Consider the following 22141-nt stretch of genomic DNA (forward strand, 5'->3'; position numbering starts at 1 on the left):
ATGTCTCAGAATTCAGTGCAGTTGGCGCTTCGAACTGGCGAGGGCCAGGTTGTCGGCGAGCTGTTCGTCGCCAATCTGCCGGGTCGGCAAGACACCGCGTTGTCTGCGGGTGGAGACGTCGCGCTGCGTGAAGGTGCGATCTACCGCTACCGAATACGTAGCGTTGCAACGAATGTCGATGTCGAGCCGCGCGAGTTGTTCGATCCCGACGATGAGAGCTGCAAGCAGGGGCGGCTACGTCCCGGTCAATCCGTTGGGCGCCTCCGGATCCAAGTCGTTGACCGCGCGACGAGGCTAACCGGGACGGCCGATGTCGACGTGCTGGCCGTCAAGTTGGACCACGAGACTGAGTATCGCCAGATGCTCGCTGACATCTCTACGTTCGCAGCCGAGGCGGTGTTGCAGGGATTCGCGCCAAGCATGCTAGATCTTGCGCCAAGCGAGCTGCCTGCCGAGCTGCTCTACCTCCGCTTCGCGATGATCGCGGCGTACCTGCAAGATCCAGCATTTGAGGCTGCGATTGCGCGTGTCACGGCACAGCCGCACCGCACGTGGGTGTCGGAGCAAGAGATCTGTCCGATTGGATCACCGTTTCCAGCCGGGGCCGCTTTTCGTCGCGCAGTTTGTGCGCCGGGTCCGCGGGTGCCATGGAGGGGCGGCCCGGTCACTCTCGCTTCTTTGCCTACCGCTCTAACTCGTGATCGGGCCGAAGCGAGTGTCGACAACTCGGCTAACCAGTTCGTCAAGTTTGCCTTGGAGCGTTGGCGAGCTGTGTCGCTGGAATTGCTCGACGTGCTGTCTCACGCCTCACAGAATGTCGAGTCCGGACCGCTACGTCGCGGTCTGCAGATCGCTGCTGACGTTGGTGCCCAACTGGACGAATACCTGGCGCACCCGATCTTCCGTGAGGTCAGCTCACTACGGAGAATGCCAACTTCGGACCAGGTGCTGCTCAAGCGCGTGGGCTACCGCGAAGTGTTCCGGACGTTCGCGATGACTGAATCCGGCCCTACCGTGCGAATTGATCGGGGGGACAAGGCCGACGTCTTCGCAGCATCGCAGCGCAACATCGCGACGCTCTATGAGTTCTGGTGCTTTCTCGCGGTGGTGGATTCACTCGGGCGAGTGTGCGGGGAAGACCGGACGGCGCGCGCCTTCACCGTCGCAGGAGATGGCATCTCCCTGACAATGCGGTCAGGTCGCACGTCGAAGTTGTCGTGGATGGTCGGCCGAGGAGGCCGTCTACTTTGTGTCGACGTTTACTTCAATCGAACCTTCGCCGGAAGAGACGATCGACGGGGATCATGGAGCCAAGCGATGCGCCCCGATTGCTCGGTGCGAATTCGACCAGAAGGCAGCACTCCTTCGAGTGTCCCTACACAGGATCTCGAGGTTTGGCTGCATTTCGATGCGAAGTACCGTGTGGACAACCTCCTCGCGCAGCTGACATTAGCTCCTGATTCGGACGAGTCGTTTGAGGGATCAACGACCTCTGGGAGTGCTAAGCGCGACGATCTGTTGAAGATGCACGCATATCGAGATGCGATCGCGCGAACTGCGGGAGCGTACGTGCTGTACCCGGGATCAGAAATCAAGGACATCCGACGACATCAAGGTTTCAAAGAGGCGTTGCCCGGCCTCGGCGCCTTCCCTCTCAGGCCGAGCAGTGATGGCATGCACTCGTCATCGCAAGCCCTCGATCAATTTTTGAGCGATGTGCTGACGCATGTCGCCAGTCAAGTCACGCGTGACGAGCGGCATCGCTTCTGGACCGAGACCGTAAACCGACTGGGTGGGCCCTCGCTCAAGTCGTCACTGACAACGGACTTCCTGGACGAACCTCCCGCCGATACGGATGTGCTTCTTGGTTTCGTCCGAAATATCGGGCAGCGCCGATGGATAGAACAGTTGCGGCAGTACAACATTCGTGCGGGAAGCCGAGTTGGCGCCGTCGAGATCGGCGGCCGAGAGCTGGGCGCCAAGCTACTTCTCTTGTATGAGAACCGAAATGAGGTCCTCCAAGTGGTTGGCATTGCACGATTAGTGCGCTGGCGGCCAGCAACGGCAGCTGATTTGACGGCGACTGGCTACCCCAATCCCCAAGGTGAACTTTACTTCGTGGCCGACCTCGAGTTCGTTGAACGCCTGCCGACTTGGGTCGGCTCGATCGACTTGGAACTTCTGACGACTAACGTTCGTAACGGAGCGCCGCTTGTCGTGACCTGGTGGGACGTCATTCACGCAGCTTCAACCGTCGAACACTGAGGCAACAGGCTGCTAACTCTGACTGGATCGTCGATCTGACTCAGCTGTCTAAGGACGCGCGACTTCAGCAAGTTCCAACAGCAGTGAGACACGCCCAGGGAGAGCGCATAGCGGCGTGATCGCGAAGCCGTCGGTAGGGCGATGTCTTTTCTGCGCCCGGAAACTCATATTGATTAGGTCGCCGGTCTCCAAGCGGTTCATTAAGCCGTGGTGGTTAGTAGCTTGCGGGTCGATTGCATAACATCAACTCACCAATTCCGCCCGCAACGCCAGCGGCCCATCCTGGTCGAACTTCGCCCGGTTGGAGTCGACAAACTCCGGCACCGTCATCGGCTTGTGTCCGGTGATCACCTCGACGAGGTTGTTCTCCCCAGCGAAGACCCCGTCGCTGTAGTCCTGCGCGACATTGCTGATGTGCTGCACGAAGAAGTCGGTCCGCCCCTGGGCGGTCAAAGCGGCTGCGAAGTCGGGGATTTCGATCGGCTCGTAGCGCACCGGAATACCCAACGTCTTGCCGATCTCCTCGGCGATGCCACCGTGGTCCAGTTCCACCGCGCCCACCAGCGGGTAGATCTGGCGGTCATGGGGCGCAGGGTCCTGCAGGATCGCCGCGATCACGTCGGCCTGGTCGCGTGCGGCGATCGGGGCGTGGCGCCCGTCACCGAACGGCAGCTGCAACACCCCGGTGTCGCCGTCGCGCTTCCACTGCCAGGTGAACCACTCGGCGAAGAACGTCGGGCGCAGATGCGTGGTGATGAAGGCATACCGGTCCAGCAGACGCTCAGCCAGCCAATGCTGCTGCGCTGAATTGCTTTTCGCGTCGCGGCGGGCCGAGATCTGCGACATGTTAACCACGGCCCTCACGCCGGCCTCACTGGCGGCTTGCGCGAAGATCGCGGTGGCGGTCAGCAGGCTACCGGGGGCGATGGGGTAGCAGAAGTAGGCAGCGTCCACCCCTGCCATGGCCGAACTGACGGCATGAAAGTCCAGCAGGTCACCGACCACGATTTCGGCACCGGCCGCGGCGAGCGCATCGGAACGTCTATCTGCGCGGTGGACGAAGGCCCGCACGCGATGTCCAGCGTCAAGCAGGTTCGCGACGGTTGGCGCACCGGTGGTTCCGGTTGCGCCAGTGATGAGAATCGTCGACATGTCAATGCCTTTCGCTACGACCGGGTAAAGGCTAGGTTCTCGACCGGCCCAGAGAGAGCCGCCTTGACCTGTGTCGACAGGTCGTCGACCAACACTTCAGAAGCACCGGCTTCCAGCCCGTCGACGATGCGCCGGGCGACCTCCGCCGGCGCGAGCTTGGGAGCATTGATGCCTTCGGTCATATCGGTGTCGATGTACCCGACGTGCACGCCCACCACCTGGGTGCGCTGCGGCTGCAATTCCTGGCGCAGCGAGTTGGTGATCGACCAGATCGCGGCCTTCGAGGCGCCATAGGCGCCGGCGCCGCCTAGCCAGGACAACACCGAGTGCACGTTGACCAGTGCGCCGCCACCGTTGGCGGCCAGGATCGGCGCGAAAGCGCGCGCCACCCGCAGCGGCCCATAGACATTGGTGTTGAAGGTGTCCTCGATGTTCTCGAAGCTGGTGGTCAGCAGGTCGTCCAGGTGCGAGACGCCCGCGTTGTTGATGACGATGTCGACGTCGCCAGCGGTATCAGCCAGTGCAGCAACCGAATCCGTCGAACCGACCTCAAGGCTGTACGTCACCACCTCGGGCCGCTCGTCGGTGAAGGCGGTCCGAGCGGTGGAGTAGACCTTGCGGGCCCCGCGAGCCAGCACCTCATCGACGAGGGCAGCGCCCAAACCGCGGCGACCACCCGTGACCAGAACCACCTTGCCTGCTACATCGGTCATGTCCTCTTCCTTTCGATTCTGACTAACGACCCCGTTACTGAGATAGAACCACTGAAGCTGATTGATGTAACCGTTAGTCGGGTGTGGGGTTTGTGACACGGAACTGGGGAATAGTCGCGAGACGTGCAGTGTTCGCTCGGATGGCTGCTCGACTCAACGGTGGCGAGTGCCCAGGGAGTCGAGGATCCACGCGGCGTAACCGCCGTGGACGCGACTGTCGTGCCACGGGCAGTATCGGCTCATTCAGCGCGAGGCACTGGCCGGCGACGGCGCTTACGAGGGCGGTAGTTGGCGGCATCCCAGCGGAGTGTGCAGTGTGGTCGACCAGATCGAGGAGGTAAGGGTCACCGATGACCGCACCGTATTCTTCGGCAGCTCTCGGGAACACCGTGCGTGTATGCGGAATCCGCGCCGCGTTGCCTGAATACGTTACGGCGGACATGTGGTCGGCACGCGTCTGGTCACCTCGAGGCGGGCCCGCTGACGCCCGCTTGTCTGTCGTTACCTCATGAGACGTACGCCTACGCATCGGCAAGATTGCCTGGCCGGGCACCTTCTGGCGGCGATCGTATGCGTTAACTCGTGCAGGGGTTTTCGTGCGCCCCGCGGTCGCTGCGGACTACGTCAGCCGGAGACCGGCTCACGCCCCGCAACCCTCTGCGTCCACTTATACAGCCACCCAACAACAACCACGAACGCCACCACCCCGATAACCTCAGCCAACGTCCCTTCGTTCCTCGGAAACACAGCCAACGGCTCCTCACGGCCCGTCCCGGCGACGAACCCGGCGAACACCACGCCATAGAGGCTTTCGCCGACGATCATGCCGGTGGCCACCAGCACGCCGAGGCGCTTCCTGCGTTCGGTGTCGGCCGCGGAGTCCCCGGAGCGACCGGCCCACCGGTCGTAGACGTACCCGAGCACCCCGCCGACCGGAATGATCAAGGTCAGGCTCATCGGCAGGTACATGCCCATTCCGACGGCCAGCGGCGGCAGGACAAATCGTGATGTGCGGCTCAGGGTTTCGTCGGCAACAATCACTCCGACCCCGATCACCGCGCCCAAGCCGAGCAGCGACCAGTCCAGCGACCCACCGAAAACCCCTTTGGCCAGTGAGGAAATCAGCGCGGCCTGTGGAGCGGCCAGCGCGTGGTCACTGGCACCCGGCGCCCCCAAAAACCCGAACGCGCGCTGCATCAGGTTCATCACCGGCGGGATGATCGCCGAGCCGAACAGCACCCCAATCACCAACGATGCCTGCTGCTTCCACGGGGTCGCACCGACCAGCTGGCCGGTCTTGAGGTCTTGCAGGTTGTCGTTGGAGATGGTGGCCACGCCAAACGTGATACCCGCAACGAACAGGGTGAAGGCCACCATCGCGGCTCCCTGCTTGTCGTCGGCATGGCCGAACACCACCTTGATCAGCACGGCGGCAATAAGCACCGTTAGGATGCCCACCCCGGAGATGGGGCTGTTCGATGAGCCGATCAGGCCGGCCATGTAACCGCACACGGCGGCGATCACCAGGCCGATGATGAAGATGAACACCAAGCTCGCCGCGATGATCCCGGCTGCATGGCCGTGCAGCACGGTGCTGCGACTGAATTCCCAGAGCAGCAAGGCAATTGGGATCAGCATCGCCACCACGGTGCCCGCGACGATGGGGAAGGGGATGTCGCGTTCGGTGATGTCGACCAGCTGGCCCTGCCGACGATTGCGCGCTGAGGCGAGCGCATCGGTGATGCCTTTGATGATGGGGCGCAACATCTTCAGCAGCGTCCAGACCGCGGCCACCGCGATCACTCCGGCTCCGATGAACCGCACCTCGTGCACGAACACACCGTCAATGACGTCGGTGACCGACTCGCCCTTGCCGAATCCACCGATCGTGCGGATCGGCAACAGCACCCCGAACGAGATGACCAGCCCGACGACCATCGCGATCCCCACGCCCATCCCGACCAGATGCCCCACTCCGATCAACGCCAGCGACAGGCTGGCCCCGAACATCGATCCGCCGGGTCCGATACGGAAATACGCCGCAACATAATTGGCCAGCACCTTCATATTTGCCAACAGTCCGAACCCGGCAGACACCAGTGATCCGACCGTGATCACCTTGATGCCCGTGCGGTTGTCCTCGTCGCCGCTGCTGCCGTCACCGACCTTGAGCACCTCGGCGGCGGCAACCCCTTCGGGATAGGGCAGATCTGAGCCGGTCACCAGGGCGCGGCGCAGGGGGACCGAGTACATGACGCCGAGGATGCCGCCGACCGCACACACCGCCGTCGTTGTCCAGTACGGGAATCCGGTCCACCAACCGATCATGATGAGCCCGGGCAGCACGAAGATGATTGCCGAAAGCGTGCCTGCCGCCGAAGCGACGGTTTGCACGATGTTGTTCTCCACGATGGAGTGGTTGGCGAAGTTGCGCAGCAGCGCCATCGAGATCACTGCGGCCGGAATGGCAGTGGCGAACGTCAGCCCGACTTTGAGGCCCAGGTAGACGTTGGCAGCGGTGAACACCAGGGTGATCGCCCCGCCGAGCAGAATCCCGCGGACGGTCAGTTCGCGCAGGGTCGGGGTGGCGGGGTTTGCGACGGCCAACTCGGCATCCTCTCGGTTGCAGCGCTCAAGGCTGCGGGCGACCCGGTGTCTACACGGTAGGCGCTGAACTGCAGTGGTGCGGGTGATCGGACGCGACCCGCGGGCAACCGGAACCTGTCAGTTGCCAGGGCATTCTGCGCAGCGTGCGGGCAGCGGGCGTTTAACCGAACAACGGAGACCCCGATGGGCACCTACCCGTTGCCCGGGTCAGAGCCGCCAGGCCGTCCGTATTGATCCCAGGCCAGCCGTGCAGCAGGTTGCGCCACTGGATCGGAACCGCAGACGCTCCGTATGCGGCGCCGAGTAGTCCACCGGCGATGGCGGCCACGGTGTCGGTGTCGAATCCGGCCCGCACAGCGGTGTCCAGAGCAAGCCGGAGGTGATCCGCCCGGAATGTCCCGGTAATCGGATCATCCTGGGGGACAGGTGTTGTCGCGATCGCGGACCACGCTGCCTGCAACGCCGAGACCACCCAGCCGTTGTTCGGGAAGTCGGCCGGGCGGCCGGCTTCGGCGGCGTCCAGGCGCTCCTGCCAGAGTCCACGACGTTCAGCGGGGATGTGCCGCAACCCGATCCGGACATCGAGCTGCGCGGTCAGGACCGCGTGCCGAATGGCGCTGCACCACAACACCACCGCGTCGCCGGCGTCGGGATCGAAGTGGGTCAGCTGGCTGATCGCGCGGGCCGCCTCGACCATGACATCCTCGTCATTGAGATACGCTAGAGCCACCGGAGCGGTACGCATCAACGACCCGTTTCCGGCAGTCCGGCCGGTCTGCTCGTGCAGTGCACGGGATTCGACCAAGCATCGTTCAGCGGTGATCCCACCACTACGATTGGCGGCCGACAACACTGAACTGGTCTGAATCCCAACGTCTTTAGATGTGCGTGACCACCCATACCACCGCCTGACCAGAGTGTCCTGTGCTTGTGCATCACGCAGATCGGCTCCGCTCGCGGCGACCTCGGCGATCGCGATCGCCATGGCGGTGTCATCGGTCCACTCGCCGGGCTCCCACGGACCGCCGCCACACATCTCGACGGGAAGCTCGGGTCCTCGCGGCGGCTGGAATTCGTAGGGCGCACCCAGAGCGTCGCCGGCCGCGGTGCCCAGCAGTACTCCTTCGATGCGGTCGTTCAGTGAAGTCACGGGCGTCCTCCTCGGGTTGATGGAGCTATGGAACTACTTTAACGTGAATATGCGCTTATTGATTCCGACGGTACAGGGCAGCACCGACACAAGCTGGCGGGAGCGCGTCAACGCAGGTCGGCAGCCTGCGGTTGGTCGGCTAACGGGCTCTCGGCGTGAGCGGCGTCGTTTGGGGTCGTATTCTGGCCAGACGCGCTCTCGTGGGCTCTTCCGTCCCGCGCCGTCAACCAACGTTGACGATGTCAACCAAAGTTGACGGGTCCAAATCGCAAGTGTGCCAACAAAGCCGACACGCCGAACCCACCAACCGCATACGACACGCCGTAAACAAACAGGTCTCCACCTCGTCGTGCAGCAAAGAAACGGGCGGGTTTCGCGGCCGACGCTTTGACGGCAAACCCGACCAGGTGAGACGACCGCCCCGCACGCCCCGACCGGTTCATCGGCGACTTACCCCGCCTCGTGTCGGGGCTTGCGGCTACGTTATAAGCGTGAGCGTCAAACCAGTGGAACTAACCGGAACAGAACGGGCCGTCCTCCTGGTCCTGATGGCGGAATCGCGCCCGGTGCCCAACCCTGAGCTGGCTGTCCTTGGCCCCAAGCTGGAAAAACCCGGCCGCGACAAGCTCAACCAACTCGGCCTCATGGACTCGCAGCGCATCGGTGGCCGGTTCGTGCATGAACTCACCGACCGCGGCTGGCGGGTATGTCGCGACATCCTGCGCGACGGTCCACCACCGCGCTCCACCGGCGCGGTCAAGGCGCACTACACCTTCTTGGCCGCGTTCGACCGCTACCTCACCAGGGCAGACCTCAGTCTCGCCGAGGTTTTCTGGTCACCCGAAGCAGAGCCCAACATCGAGGGCCGCATCCGCAAGGGCTACGCCGCCCTGGCCACCCGGCCCGGCGCCTGGCTCGGACTGGCCACGCTCCGCGACGAGCTCACCGACATGTCAACCGCTGACCTCGACACCGCGCTGCGTGAGCTGTACCAGAGCGGCGCTATCAGCCTCATACCCGAGGAAAACCAGAAAGTCCTCACGCCTGTGGACCGGGCCGCCGCCATCGAGATCGGTGGCCAGGCCAAACATCTGATAGCGATCGATGCCTGATGCAGGACACACAACGGGAAGCGCTGGCCGCGCTTCGACTCACCTGGGCCCCGACCAGCGACGATCTGTGGCGGCCGCAGGCCGCCACCCACGTAACCGGTCTCAATGAACGAGCCGCCGACGATGTCATGGAAGCCTTCGGCGACGCGCTGCGCGACCCTGACACCGCTCCGCTCGGCGTAGCCATCCGCGGTCAGGCGGGTTCCGGCAAGACCCATCTGCTGGGCCAGATCCGCGAACGTGTTCAGGCCGAAGGCGGGTTCTTCTTCGTCGTCGAACTGCTGGACGCCGCCAGCTTCTGGGAATCGGTGCGCAGCGGCGTCCTGGAAAGCCTTGGTCGCCCTGGTGCGCAACGCGAAACCCAACTCAAAGACCTGTTGTGGGAGCTGTCTTCCATCGCCCACGTGTCGCGTGCCGAGCGCCGCGCAGTCATCGGCGACGACGACCTGGACCCAGCCATCCTCGACCAGTTCGTCAACACACTCGCCAAGTCCCGCCGCGACGTGCGCGACTGTCACCAGACCCTGCGCGCTCTAGTGTTGCTGGCCGCCAACGACCTTGTCGCCCGCGATATCGGTGACGCCTACCTGCAGGCCAGTGAAGACGACGGCTCTGAAGACCGTCAGCGATGGCGCCTGCGCGGGACGAGTCCTTCAGCGCAGCAATGCGTGCGCGACATCGCCCGCCTGGCCGCGTTGGCGGGGCCGAGCGTGCTTGCGCTGGATCAGATCGACACGTTGCTTGCCCAATCTTCGGCCCGTACCGATGATGCCTCCTACGACGCCGGGGACGGGGCGCTCGAACAGGTTGCGCACGGTTTGATGGCCGTGCGTCAGACCATGCGCCGCACGGTGGCTGTGGTCGCCTGTCTGCCGTCGGCGTGGGAGAGCATCCGTGACCGCGCCACCGCCAGCGTGCACGACCGGTTCCGCATCACCGCGCCGCTGGCACCGCTGCCGACGCCCGAGATCGGCCGCGCGATTCTGGAACGCCGGTTCGCGGCCAGCTACGCCTCGGTGGGATTCAGCCCGCCGTACCCGAGCTGGCCGATTCTGCCCTCAGCGTTCGAGGATGCTGCCGGCTACACCCCGCGCCAACTGCTGATCCGCGCCGACGCCCACGTGCGAGATCGCTTACGCCGCGGCGAGGTGACCGAACTTGCTCGTCTTACTGATGACGCGGCGTCAGAACCGGTGCCGGACATCAATATTCAGGATGCATCCGAAGCTACTTCGATAGACCGGAAATTCGCCGAATACCGCGCTCGAGCTGTTCCCGCGGCCGCGCTTGACTCCGACGGCGAGGACACCGCAGTGCCCGCACTGCTCGGTGCCGCCCTCACTGCGTGGATTGCCGAGAACGGGGACGACCCGTCCTACATCTGCGATCCGCCGCCCGGCTCCCACGTCGTACTGCACGCCCGGCTGCGCCAGACCCTGGACTCGGCCCACGACGACGAGCGGCACTGGGCATTCCGGGCGATTGGCTCAACCAATGCCACCGCGGCCCAGAACCGTATCAAAAAGTCCATCAGTGCAACAGGTTTGGGCGCCGGCGGGGACCGGCGCAACCTGTTCCTGCTACGCAACAGCGCTTGGCCAAGCGGGCCCAAAACCGCCGCGCTGGTCCAGGAATTCGAACGTGCCGGCGGTCGCACGCTGCCCATGTCCGATACCGACATCCGCACCATGACTGCGCTGCGGGACCTGATCAACGAGGACGCCGCCGGCTTGGCAGCGTGGTTACGGGCCCGGCGCCCAGCGCACAGTTTGACGCTGTTGCAGCAGGCTCTCGGCTTCGACGGTGAAGCGCATACTTCGATACCGGAGCCGGAGCCGGAGTTGGAGCCGTTGCCGGACGACGACGTTGACACGGGCGAGATTGAAATCGACGTCCCGGAGACGCAGATCCCACTGGGCATGGACGTCCGCTCGGAGGAGACGGTGGCAATCGATCTGGCCGCGCTGCGCAAGCACGTTGCGATCTTCGCCGGCTCCGGGTCGGGCAAGACGGTACTGATCCGCCGCCTGGTCGAGGAATGCGCTCTTCGCGGCGTGTCCTCAATCGTGTTGGACCCCAACAACGATCTGTCCCGCCTGGGTACCGAGTGGCCTGAACGGCCATCGGGGTGGCACCGCACCGACGACCGGCGCGCCCACGACTATCTCACCAACACCGAGGTGGTCGTCTGGACTCCGCGACGCTCGTCGGGCCGGCCGGTGGCGTTTCAGCCGCTGCCGGATTTCCCGAGCGTGGTCGACGATCACGACGAGTACAACGACGCGGTCGAGTCCGCGTGCGCCGCGTTAGAGCCCCGGGCACTGATCGCCGGGCAGTCCGCCAAAGCCACCCGATCTCGAGCCGTGCTACGAGAAGCGTTGCAGCAGTATGGGCGTCGACCCGCGCCGACGCTGAGCGGATTTCTCGACATGCTCGCAGACCTGCCCGACGGTGTCAGCAAGCTGGCCGATGCACGCAAGTTCGCCGCCAACATGGCACAGGATCTGCGGGCGGCCATGGTCAACGACCCGTTGTTCGGTGGCGCTGGTGCTTCGCTTGACCCAGGTGAATTACTCAGGCCGGCAGAGGGTTTCCGGGCTCGCGTATCGGTGATCAGCATGATCGGGCTGGGGTCGGACGAACAACGTCAGAGCTTCGTCAACCAACTGCAGATGGCGCTGTTCGCATGGATCAAACGCAACCCGGCTGGCGATCGACCGCTGGGCGGGCTGCTGGTGATGGACGAGGCCCAGACCCTGGCGCCGGCCCGCGGTGTCACAGCCAGCACCCGCAGCACTCTGGCGTTGGCATCGCAGGCCCGCAAGTACGGGCTCGGCCTGATCTTCGCCACCCAGGCACCCAAAGGACTGCACAACCAGATCCCGGGCAACGCCGCGACCCAGTTCTACGGTCTGCTGAACTCTCCGGTGCAGATCGAGTCCGCCACCGAAATGGCCCGCGCCAAGGGCGGATTGGTTCCTGATATCAGCCGGCTGCGGGCGGGCAACTTCTATGTGGCGACCGAAGGGGAGGCCTTCCACCGCGTCATGGCGCCATGGTGCCTGTCGTATCACCCGGCGAGTCCACCGTCGGCAGAAGAAGTGTTGGCATTGGCGCAGCAGCGATCCTGATCGCCGACAGCTCCGTCAGACTGCGCGCGTCGGGTCCACGCTATCCACCGCCAATATGGTCACGGACAGATTGTGCCCGGATTCCGTTTCATACCAACGTGTCTCGCCGACGTGTGCACCGAGAAGCGCTTTGCCGAGCGGGCGGTCGACCGAGCAGGTATTGCCGAGCGCCTTGGCATCGGCCGGTAGCACGAGCTCGAAAACATCAGTGTCGTCGGGATCACCGTTGAAGGAAACGGTCACCCACGCACCGGGTTCGGCCTGGCCGCCGACAATCAGTCGATGCCGAGCATCGAGCTCGGCCTGCCGCTGCTTCAACGCGTTTTGGTGGCGCCGTTCGTCCGCTCCGATACCGGCCTGCGCGCACAGTCGGCCACCGATGTCGACCACAGCGGGGTTTGCGGTCGGAGCGCCGGCCCCGAAGTGCGCGTAGCACCGTTGGCGTTCGCGGGCCGCGTGCGCTTCACTCTCATCCGAGGAGATGCCCAGGGTGGTGTGTACCCAAGCGGTGTATCCACCGTGGACGCCACCACCGGGTAGCGCGCAAAGCGCCGGCAGGATCGGCTCGTCCAATGAGAGGCAGTGGTCGGCGACCGCGCCGACGAGCGCCGTGGTGGGAGGCATTCCCGGGGTCCCGGCCGCGTGCTCGACGAGATCGCGAAGGTAGCGGTTACCGATGACTGCGCCGTACTCTTCGGCCGCTTTCAGTAACACCGTGCGTGTAGGCGGAACCCATGGGGCGATGTCCAGACGAACGTCGGCGCACACGTGGTTAGTATGCGTCGGGTCGTCCGCAGACTGACCCGTCGGCGCGGCTTTGTTCGCCGTGATGTCATGCGATGTACGTCTGTGTGTAGTCGCCGCCCTTGGCGGAGCGACGACCGCGGCGTTCGTGTCGTCCGATCTCCCCACAGCTCAACTTGGTTGGGAATTACTGCCGCAGCGCAGTGGCTGCAATCTCGGCGGCGTGCGCCAAATTGGTACCTGATTTGGTACCAAAGAGGGTATCGTCGGGTTATGCCTTCTCTGAACGTCGATTTCGATGACGCGGAAATGGAGCAGATTCGGGCAGCCGCTAAAGCTGACGAGCTGTCGCTGAAGAAGTTCGCGCACGCAGCCATCATGGAGCGCGCCAGCATGCACAAGCGCCGGGTTGCCGAGGCGGCGCGCGTAGTGGCTGAGCGCTCGGCCGAACTCAACCGGCGTCTGGCGTGATCGAATACCTCGACCGCGAGGATGTCCTGACCGCAGGGTCCATCGCTTTCGGCGGGGAGCTGAAAGTCCGTGACTATGGCCTCCTCGACGCCGCCGTTGCCCGGCCCCAGGCGACGGTCTTTGGAGTCGACGCGTACCCGGAAGTCTGGGACAAGGCTGCCGCGCTGTTGCAGTCGCTCGCGCGCAATCACGCCCTTGTCGACGGGAACAAGCGCACGGCCTGGGCCGCGGCGTGGACCTTCCTGCACATCAACAGCTTTGAGCTCGCGCCCGACTTCGATGTCGATCGAGCCGAGGACCTTATGAACAATGTCGCGACGCAAGACCTTGATTTGAGCGAAATTGCCACCGCACTAAGAGGTTTCGCTACCTCGGGGCGCTAGGTGCATCCACCGACCGCGTCGTCCCGTGTCGGGCCTGTGAGTCACAGTGGCCACAGTAGTTGCCGGCGCGAGTGATGGCCGATGTGCCCGCGTCTGTGCGACAAAAGGTGGATATGCGCGTAATGCGAAGGCGCAAGCACGATTTGTCGCACAGACGCGGGCAGAACGGTGTCATCCCGGGCCGGAAACGCAAGTGGCTGGTGTGACTGCGCCCGCAACTCGCACATGGCTAGGAACCCCGCCTTGGACTACCCCTCAGCCGCCACCAATGACCGAAGCTTGACGTCCGGGTTGTCCCGCTGGAAGCCCTCAAGTCGCCAGGGTGTCGAGAACAGCACCAGCATGACGCCGTCGGTGCGGGTCAGCACCTCGCAGGACACTTGCTTGCTCATGAACTCGGCGTCTTCGGGTTCGACGATCCGCGCCACCTGATACGGCAACGACTCCAGCATGATGGCCGCCCCGATCTCGGTCTCCATCCGGTGCGAGGCCACTTCGAACTGCATAGGCCCGACGGCAGCGAACACCGGCGCCTGCTCACCGCGCTTGTCCGAGCGCAGCACCTGCACGACGCCCTCTTGGTCGAGCTGCTCGATGCCCTTGCGGAACTGCTTGTGCTTGCTCGGATCCTTGCCGCGGACCACTGAGAAGTACTCGGGGGAGAAGCTCGGGATCGGCGGAAACTCCACGGGCACATCGCGATACAGCGTGTCGCCGGGGCGCAGCGCGGCCGCGTTGGCCAGGCCGATCACGTCACCGGGCCACGCATCGTCCAGCGTCGAGCGCTGCTGCCCGAACACCGACTGCGCGTACTTGGTCACGAACGGCTTGCCGGTCCCAGCGTGGGTCAGCACATCACCGCGTTCGAACGTTCCCGAGCACACCCGCGCGTACGCGATGCGGTCGCGGTGCGAGGTGTCCATCCCGGCCTGCACCTTGAACACGAACGCGCTGAACGGCGAATCCACCGGACGCGGCTCACGGGCGACGTCGACGATCGCGCCGGGCGAGGGTGCCAGGTCGACCAGCACGTCGAGCAGCTGGTTCACGCCGAAGTTCAGCGCCGCCGAGGTGAACAGCACCGGCGAGGACTCGCCGGACAGGAAGGTGTCGCGGTCGTAGTCCGATCCGTCCATCGACAGGAGATCGGATTCCTCGACCGCGGTGTCCCAGTCGGTGCCTGCTGCATCGTGAGCATCTTCAGCAAGAATGTGTTCTTCGGGCGCCGCAGTGGCGCCGCCGGCGGTGCGGGTGAACCGGATGTAGTGGCCCTTGCGGCGGTCCATCACGCCCTTGAAGTCACCGGCGATGCCGACCGGCCACGTTAATGGTGTGGGCCGCAGGCCGATTCGGGTCTGGATCTCGTCCATCAACTCCAGGGCATGACGACCCGGCCGGTCCCACTTGTTGATCACCGTGATGATCGGGATGCCGCGGTGCTTACACACCTGGAACAGCTTCAGCGTCTGCGGCTCAAGGCCTTTCGCAGCATCGATCAGCATCACCGCGGCATCGACGGCGGTCAACACCCGATAGGTGTCTTCGGAGAAGTCGGCGTGGCCGGGCGTATCCAGCAGATTGATGACGCAGTCGCGGTAGGGGAACTGCAGCGCGGTCGAGGTGATCGAGATGCCGCGGGCCTTCTCCATCTCCATCCAGTCCGACACCGTCGAACGCCGGCCCGCCTTGCCGTGGATGGCGCCGGCCTCGGTGATCACCCGGGCGTGCAGCGCCAGCGCCTCGGTCAGCGTGGATTTACCGGCGTCAGGGTGGCTGATGACGGCAAAGGTGCGGCGGCGGGCAGCTTCGGTGGCGATCCGGCCAGGTGGGCCGGTACGCGAGGCGGATTCAGTGGCAGTCTCGGTCATGTCTCTAGGCATGGTATTGGGCCGACGAGGCAAAACCGTAATCGCCGGTGCTGGCGTTTGCCCTAGCCGCAGCCCGTTCGCGCGATCCACATCACAATTTACGTACCCGTAGGGTCATACCCATGGATGCGTACCACTTGGCTTTCGAATGGACGGATACCAATCGGCACTGGCTTATCGAGGTCCCAGCCCGGATCGTCGGGTACGTCGCCGTCGCGCTAATCGCACGATTTTTGCTGCACCGCGCACTTGATCGGGCCACCACAGGGAAGACACGCAAGGCCGGTAGCGGGGACGGCCAGGCACAAACCAAGAAGCCGCCTGTGTTGCGCTACCTGCGGGAGCGTGCGCCGTCGTCAGCGAATGGCAGGAAGGCCGCCGAGCGACGCCAGCAGCGCGCCCAGACCATCGGATCGGTCCTCAAATCAACGGTGTCGATCGCGCTGTTGGTCTGGGTGGTGCTCGCCATTCTGAGTGTGCTGGGAGTCAACATCGCGCCGTTCATCGCGTCGGCCGGTGTGGTGGGTCTGGCGATCGGTTTCGGCGCACAGAATCTGGTGCGCGATTTCGTCAGCGGCATATTCATGCTCCTGGAGGACCAGTACGGCGTCGGCGACAACGTCGACCTCGGCGACGTGTCCGGCGAAGTGCAGGGCGTCGGCCTGCGGATCACCACGGTCCGCGACATCGACGGGACTCTGTGGTACGTCCGCAACGGTGAGATCAAGCGCGTCGGGAGCATGAGCCAGGACTACGCCGTTGCGCGCGTTGAGGTTCCGGTTGCATTGACCGCTGACATTGATCGTGCTGAGAAGGTGGCGATCCAGGCCGCTCAGGCCGTCATTGCCGATCCGGCGGTCGGCCCCAAGGTGCTGGGTGAGCCGGAAATGCTTGGTGTGCAGGAGTTGTCGGCTGATCTGCTGAAACTGCGGATCACCTTGAAGACGCGGCCGAACGCACAGTGGGCGGTGCAGCGCAGGCTTCGGCGCGAGATTCTGCTGGCCTACGACGAGCACGGTATTGATCTGCCGTACCCGCAGGGTCGGATCCACGCTGTTGTGGGCGGTCGGATAACCGAGTCCGAGTAACGGGCAGCCGCTAGTCGAACTGCCCGGCCAGGTACTCGGACCGGGCCGCACTGCGGGCCAGCTTGCCCGACGTCGTCCGGGGGATGCGGCCGGCCGCCACCAGTCGAACGTCGGCCACGCGGACCTGGTGGTAACGCGACACCGCGGCGCGGATGGCCTCGGCGATCGGCTCCGGCTCGGCGCGACCCGAACCGGCAGCGCGCTCGGCCACCACAACCAATTGCTCGCCCGACGAGCCGGGCACCGCGAACGCCGTCACATAACCCGACCGCACCGCCGGCGACGCAAGACTCACCGTTGCTTCGACGTCCTGCGGGTAGTGATTACGCCCGTCGACGATGACCATGTCTTTGATTCGGCCCGTCACGAACAACTCACCGTTGACGTACACCCCGAGATCGCCGGTGGCCAGCCACAATCCGTTGTCCTCGACGCCCTCGGCATGGCTTCGCATGTCCAGACGAGTCTGCAACTTGTTGCCGAACACTCGCTCCGATTCTTCTGGCCGACCGAAGTACCCGCGTCCAATGTTGTTGCCGTGCAACCAGATTTCACCGACCGTGCCGTCGGCGGCCTCATCGCCATCAGGTGTGGCGATGACGACCCACTGATCCGGAATCGCCCGACCACACGACACATGTGCGACCGCGCCTTCGGCAGAAGCATCCACGACGACCGCATGGCCCGCCGCCAACTGCTCGCGGTCCAGGTATGTGGCGCAAGGCTTCTCGTTGGGACCGATGCTGGCCACTGACAGCGTCGCCTCGGCCATTCCATATGACGGCTTCACCACCGTTTCCGGCAGACCGTAGGGCGTGAACGCCGCCATGAACTTCGCGATGGACGGCAGCGTCACCGGCTCAGAGCCGTTGAGCAGCGTCACCACATTGCTCAGATCGATGGTCTCGCCTTGCGGCGGAAGTCCACGCTGCGCACACAGTTCGAATGCGAAGTTCGGCGCGGCAGCCATGGTGGGACCGGTCGCAGACTCCTCGGCCAAGTTCTTTATCCAGCGGTACGGCCGGCGAACAAACGAACCGGATGTGTATTGCAGGTAGGCGATGTCGTCGGTGCCGATCGCGGGGCTCACATACATCTGTGCCAGGGTGTCCGGAACAGCGTCGACGGCGATCACTCGGGGGCGCTCGGCCGCCGGCAGCGTCTTGGTGAAGTTGCGCACCGACTCGGCAGCGGCAGTGGTGGTCAGCACCACCGTCGGCTTGGCGTCGGAGAGCACCGCGGCCAAACGTTCAGAGTGGCCGGCCAGCGCCGGTGCGAACAGCGGCACCGCGATATTTCCGGCATGTACTGCGGCGAAGAACGCGGCGACATAGTCGACTCCCTGCGGGGCGAGAATAGCCACCCGGTCGCGGGGCGCGGTGACCTGCTGCAGACGAGCGGCAACGGCGTTGACCTGAGCCCACAGCCCGTTCCAGCTGAGTTCGATGACCTCGCCGTCGGAGTTGTGCGAGTAATCGATGAATCTGTACGACGGCTTGTCGCCCATCGCCGCGCGGTTGCGCTCGAGGAATGACGTCAAGGTGATGCCGTCTGGGATGACGATCGTGCCGTCCGGCCGGACGTAGTTTTCGATCGATTCCGCCGAACCTACGGCACCGCTTTTGAAGGTTTCCCGACCCATGCGAAAACAATAGTAGTAGTGCTAAGTACAACCCGCATCCAGCTAATATGACAGTGGCCACTGTTCCCTGGGTGGTGTGATACAGGTCTCCGGGCGGACTATTTTGCGGTGCACCGCAGCCAACCTGGGCCCTATACCCCCTCGGGGTACTATGGGTGCACCGCGACCGCAAACCGAACGGGAGATCCATGGCCACCCACCGCACCCGCCTGGGTTTCGTGGGCATGCTCGTTTTGATCGCGGGCATCATCGGGATGCACGCGCTGATCGTCGCGCCCGCTCATTCGATGGCGCACGCAGCGCCGGTCACGCACTATTCGGCCGCGATGGAGCCGGCGCACGCCGGCTTACCCGTCGCGAACTCTGCCGATGCCTGCGATTGCAACGGCCACAATGGTTTTCACGCCTGCGTCTTCATCATGACGGCACTGCTGACCATTGCCGGGCTGGCGCTGCTGTACTGGGTTGGTGTCAGTGTGGACGCGCGGGTACTGACCCGCATCCGACAATCGTTGCGCCGCAGGCAAAGAGCGCCGCCTTGGACGGTGTTGACGCTGGCTGAACTGGCTCTACTGCGAATCTGATGGGCCGCGCCCGCGTCATCCACCCATCCAATTAGCTAGGAGTTCAACCATGTTCAAGACCGCTTCCATCGCCCTTGCTGCCACTGCCGCCGTTGGATTGGCCGCGTGTAGCCCGCCGAACCAGCAGGACTCGACGATGCCCGCCACCTCGTCCCCGTCTGCCATGCCGGGTATGTCGGATCACAACATGCCCGGCACCAGCATCGCGCCGGCCGCCAACTTCAACGATGCCGACGTGATGTTCCTGCAGATGATGTATCCGCATCACGCCCAGGCCGTCGACATGGCCAAGCTGGTCCCGACCCGTTCGCAGAATCAGCAGGTCAAGGACCTGGCCAGCGCTATCGAGGGCGCGCAGGCTCCCGAGATGCAGCAGATGACGGTGTTGCTGGCCAGCTTCGGCAAGCCTGCGCCGTCGGCCACCATGGACCACTCGATGTCCGGCATGATGACGCCGCAGCAGATGACCGACCTGCAAGGGCTTTCCGGTCCGGCATTCGACAAGATGTGGCTGCAGATGATGATCGACCACCATCAGGGCGCGATCACCATGTCCGATGACGAGCTGAAGAACGGCACCAACCCGGACGTCAAGAAGATGGCGCAGGCGATCGTCACGGCCCAGCAGGGTGAGATCGACAAGATGAAGGGCATGCTCGCCGGGATGTAGGCGCGGCCCACGTTGCGGGGCGCGCAGTTGTAGCGGCGTCCCGCAGCTCGGCTACACATCGTTCTGCCCGGCTCTCTGCGACAACGAGGATATTCGTTGTATGCCAACGGTTTTGTCGCACAGAGCCGGGCAGTTTCATTTGCGTCCGGTCCGCCGGTGCGGGAGTGGCCAGTGTGGTCTGTAAAGCGCTAGATCATGTCCTTGCTGGTCAGCCAACGCATCACCGGCCAGCCGATGAACACCGGCAGCCAGCATGTCAGCACGCGATACAGCAGCACCGACGGCACCGCGATGGCCGCAGGCAAGCCGAATGCGGCCAGACCACCGATCAGCGCCGCTTCAACCGCGCCGACACCGCCGGGCGTCGGCGCCGCTGACGCCAGCGTGCCACCGATCATCGTCACCACACAGACGGTGACAAACGATGTCGACCCACCGAATGCCTCGATACTCGCCCACAATGCCAGCGCCGCGCCGAGAGTGGTTGCGCCACAGCCCAACACGATCAGGGCAAGCCGCTGGGGTTCGCGGGCCAGTTCGATAAGGTCGGCCCAGACCTCGGTGAGTCGTGGCCGCACCGCGGTACCCAGCCAATGCCGGGCCCGGGGCACCAGCATGACTGTGCCGATCACGCCCAGGGCCGCGCCCGCGATTAGATACAGCGTCGTGGATGACGGCACGAAATGCGACAGGTTGGTCGACGCTCCGGCCGCCGCGCTGAAGAAGATCAACAACGCCACGTGGGTGAGCACCTGGACGGTCTGCTGCAGCGCCACCGCGGCGGTGGCGCGCAACGCGCCCAACCCGGCCTTCTGCAGGAACCGGGTGCTCAATGCCAGGCCGCCGACGCCGGCCGGGGTAGTAGTCGCCGCAAATGTGTTGGCCACCTGCATGATGGTCAAGTTCCTGAAGTTCACCGACTCGGACGCGCTGGCCCAAAGCGCCGCGGCTGCACCGACATACGTCAGCGCCGACACCGTCAGCCCTAGCAACGCCCACCACCAGTTGGCGGTCCGCAGTTCGGAGAAGAAGGTCGGCACCGTGCTGATGAACGGGTACGCCACGTAGACCAGGGCCACCAGCAACACCAGCTGGATCACCTGGTTGCGGGTGAACCGGGTGATGGTCTCGGTCTGGATGCGGTCGGCGCCGGTCTGATGCTTGACCTCATCGCGGGCCGCCGAGATCACCGATCCAGAATCGGGAATCGACTCGCGCAGCCGTTGCGGCATGGCGCCTTTGGTCAATCGCCGCGACGCCGTCAGCACGGTGTCCTGATCGAACTGCGCGATGGCGGACGTCACTGCCGGCTCGGCGCCGTACAACGCCGTCGTCGTCACCAACAACTGCGCTACGTCGGATTGCAGCTGGACGTCCGAGGCGCCGTACTCGGCACTACCCATCCCGCCGAACTTCACCACTGAGTCGTCCACGGTGATCTGCGACGCCCGCAAATCACCATGCGAAACCTGATGTTCGTGCAGGACCCCGAGCGCGCGCCACACAGCTTCGACCGGTGTTTCATTGGTCAAAGGGATCCCGCGCGCAGGGGTGTGGGCGTACAGGGTCCAGCCACGATCCAGTGCCGACAACGCGACCGTGCGCGTGTTCGCCAGGTCCAGATCACCGACCGCGATCGCCATCAGAGCCCGGTGCTCGACGGCTCGGCGCATCGAGGTCTGCAGGGGAGCTGTCTCGTCATTGCGCAGGGTGAGCTTGCGCCACAACTGGCTGACCGCGCCGCCCATCCGCTGGTTGGGCCCGTACAGCTCGACGACCGTGCGAGTGCCATCCGCAGAATCGGCGCTGAGTACCAGCGGCCCGGCACCAGCAGGACTGACCACCGTCAGCGCCGACACCACGAAATTGCGGCGCTGCAGTGCCTGCACCGCACCGGGCAGCGGCACTTCCAGCGCGGGGCTGCCACTGACCAGCACCACCAGCGCGCCGACGAACCAGCCGACGCCCAACCCCAGCAGTGTTCGGGCCGGCACGATGGCGCTGACCACCAGGTGGATCGGCACGAATGCCAGCAGCAGCGTCCACCACCAGCGCCGTAGCCGGGCCGGCTGCCAGGGCCCGGACACCGTGAGCACCGCCGCCAGGAACGCGATCCAGCGCGGGTCGTCCAGCAGCTGGGAGAACACGGTGTTGAGCCGGTCGGACAGGTCGAAATGCCAACGTGGTGCGGCTAGCCCGTTGGCCGTGATGGACAGGGCCAGCACCGCGATCAGGCCCGCGGCCGCGTAGGGCCCCAGCAGTTTCCATTGCCGCGACACCAGCAGGCTCAACAGGATGACGAACGGCAACGCCAGGATGGCCACTGCATAGGCGAGGTAGACCAGGTTCGACGTGGTCGGTGACAGCACGCCGACCACGCGCGAGATCGACATCTCCAGCGCGATCCAGTCATTACGGGTGATCAGCGAACTGGCGACGACGATGACCAGGAACGCTGCGGCGGCCACCAACCGCAGGATGTCGTTGGTGCGTCGAGTGATCGGTTGCAGCAGGCTGCCTGAGACCGCGATCTCGCGTCCGTCAACCCGCATCGGTCCAGA

Annotated in this window: 15 protein-coding genes and 1 pseudogene; 8 read left to right on the forward strand and 8 right to left on the reverse strand. The window is 64.5% G+C overall.

Annotation, left to right across the window (positions count from 1 at the left end; all coding sequences use genetic code 11):
* A complete protein-coding gene (locus M2432_RS13985; protein WP_280827411.1) occupies positions 1–2265 on the forward strand; it encodes a DUF2357 domain-containing protein in 2265 nt (754 codons plus the stop codon).
* 243 nt (positions 2266–2508) lie between these two features.
* Here M2432_RS13985 and M2432_RS13990 read toward each other — a convergent pair whose 3' ends face one another.
* The 4 genes and pseudogenes from M2432_RS13990 to M2432_RS14005 all read right to left on the reverse strand — a co-directional run.
* Positions 2509–3417, reverse strand: coding sequence for an NmrA family NAD(P)-binding protein (locus M2432_RS13990; protein ID WP_280827412.1), 909 nt, complete (start codon positions 3415–3417; stop codon positions 2509–2511).
* A gap of 14 nt (positions 3418–3431) precedes the next feature.
* Positions 3432–4130, reverse strand: a complete 699-nt coding sequence (locus M2432_RS13995; protein ID WP_280827413.1) for an SDR family oxidoreductase — start codon at positions 4128–4130, stop codon at positions 3432–3434.
* A gap of 624 nt (positions 4131–4754) precedes the next feature.
* On the reverse strand, positions 4755–6737 hold the full coding sequence (locus M2432_RS14000) for an oligopeptide transporter, OPT family (RefSeq protein ID WP_280827414.1): 1983 nt from the start codon (positions 6735–6737) through the stop codon (positions 4755–4757).
* Between the two features lie 232 nt (positions 6738–6969).
* A pseudogene (locus M2432_RS14005) lies at positions 6970–7887 on the reverse strand (ADP-ribosylglycohydrolase family protein); the annotation flags it as partial.
* A gap of 491 nt (positions 7888–8378) precedes the next feature.
* Between M2432_RS14005 and M2432_RS14010 the strand changes: the two are divergent.
* Together M2432_RS14010 and M2432_RS14015 are read left to right on the forward strand one after the other, a co-directional pair.
* Positions 8379–8999 (forward strand): hypothetical protein, encoded by a 621-nt coding sequence (locus tag M2432_RS14010; protein ID WP_280827415.1) that lies wholly within the window; start codon positions 8379–8381, stop codon positions 8997–8999.
* Positions 8999–12130, forward strand: a complete 3132-nt coding sequence (locus tag M2432_RS14015) for a DUF87 domain-containing protein (RefSeq protein WP_280827416.1) — start codon at positions 8999–9001, stop codon at positions 12128–12130. The genes M2432_RS14010 and M2432_RS14015 overlap by 1 nt, the downstream gene beginning before the upstream one ends.
* A gap of 15 nt (positions 12131–12145) precedes the next feature.
* Here M2432_RS14015 and M2432_RS14020 read toward each other — a convergent pair whose 3' ends face one another.
* On the reverse strand, positions 12146–12898 hold the full coding sequence (locus M2432_RS14020; protein ID WP_280827417.1) for a GreA/GreB family elongation factor: 753 nt from the start codon (positions 12896–12898) through the stop codon (positions 12146–12148).
* Positions 12899–13147: 249 nt separating this feature from the next.
* Between M2432_RS14020 and M2432_RS14025 the strand changes: the two genes are divergently transcribed.
* Entirely contained in the window at positions 13148–13345 is a 198-nt protein-coding gene (locus M2432_RS14025; RefSeq protein ID WP_280827418.1) for an antitoxin Phd, read from the forward strand.
* On the forward strand, positions 13342–13728 hold the full coding sequence (locus M2432_RS14030; protein ID WP_280827419.1) for a type II toxin-antitoxin system death-on-curing family toxin: 387 nt from the start codon (positions 13342–13344) through the stop codon (positions 13726–13728). Before M2432_RS14025 ends, M2432_RS14030 begins: the two co-directional genes overlap by 4 nt.
* A gap of 248 nt (positions 13729–13976) precedes the next feature.
* Here M2432_RS14030 and M2432_RS14035 read toward each other — a convergent pair whose 3' ends face one another.
* The gene (locus tag M2432_RS14035; RefSeq protein WP_280827420.1) at positions 13977–15596 is read right to left on the reverse strand and encodes a peptide chain release factor 3; all 1620 of its coding nucleotides are present in this window, start codon (positions 15594–15596) and stop codon (positions 13977–13979) included.
* A gap of 122 nt (positions 15597–15718) precedes the next feature.
* Between M2432_RS14035 and M2432_RS14040 the strand changes: the two genes are divergently transcribed.
* Positions 15719–16684 (forward strand): mechanosensitive ion channel family protein, encoded by a 966-nt coding sequence (locus M2432_RS14040; RefSeq protein WP_280827421.1) that lies wholly within the window; start codon positions 15719–15721, stop codon positions 16682–16684.
* Between the two features lie 10 nt (positions 16685–16694).
* Here the strand turns inward: M2432_RS14040 and M2432_RS14045 are convergent, their stop codons facing one another.
* Positions 16695–18326 (reverse strand): AMP-binding protein, encoded by a 1632-nt coding sequence (locus M2432_RS14045; RefSeq protein WP_280827422.1) that lies wholly within the window; start codon positions 18324–18326, stop codon positions 16695–16697.
* Between the two features lie 188 nt (positions 18327–18514).
* Here M2432_RS14045 and M2432_RS14050 point away from each other — a divergent pair, with 188 nt between their 5' ends.
* Together M2432_RS14050 and M2432_RS14055 are read left to right on the forward strand one after the other, a co-directional pair.
* Complete coding sequence (locus tag M2432_RS14050; protein WP_280827423.1) at positions 18515–18910, forward strand: DUF6153 family protein; 396 nt, start codon at positions 18515–18517, stop codon at positions 18908–18910.
* 49 nt (positions 18911–18959) lie between these two features.
* Positions 18960–19580 (forward strand): DUF305 domain-containing protein, encoded by a 621-nt coding sequence (locus tag M2432_RS14055; protein ID WP_280827424.1) that lies wholly within the window; start codon positions 18960–18962, stop codon positions 19578–19580.
* A 188-nt stretch (positions 19581–19768) separates the two neighbouring features.
* On the opposite strand, the gene M2432_RS14060 is transcribed toward M2432_RS14055, so the two are convergent.
* Complete coding sequence (locus M2432_RS14060) at positions 19769–22132, reverse strand: lysylphosphatidylglycerol synthase transmembrane domain-containing protein (RefSeq protein ID WP_280827425.1); 2364 nt, start codon at positions 22130–22132, stop codon at positions 19769–19771.
* Between the last annotated feature and the right edge of the window lie 9 nt (positions 22133–22141).

The sequence above is a fragment of the Mycobacterium sp. OTB74 genome, assembly GCF_029892685.1.
Classification (GTDB): Bacteria; Actinomycetota; Actinomycetes; order Mycobacteriales; family Mycobacteriaceae; genus Mycobacterium.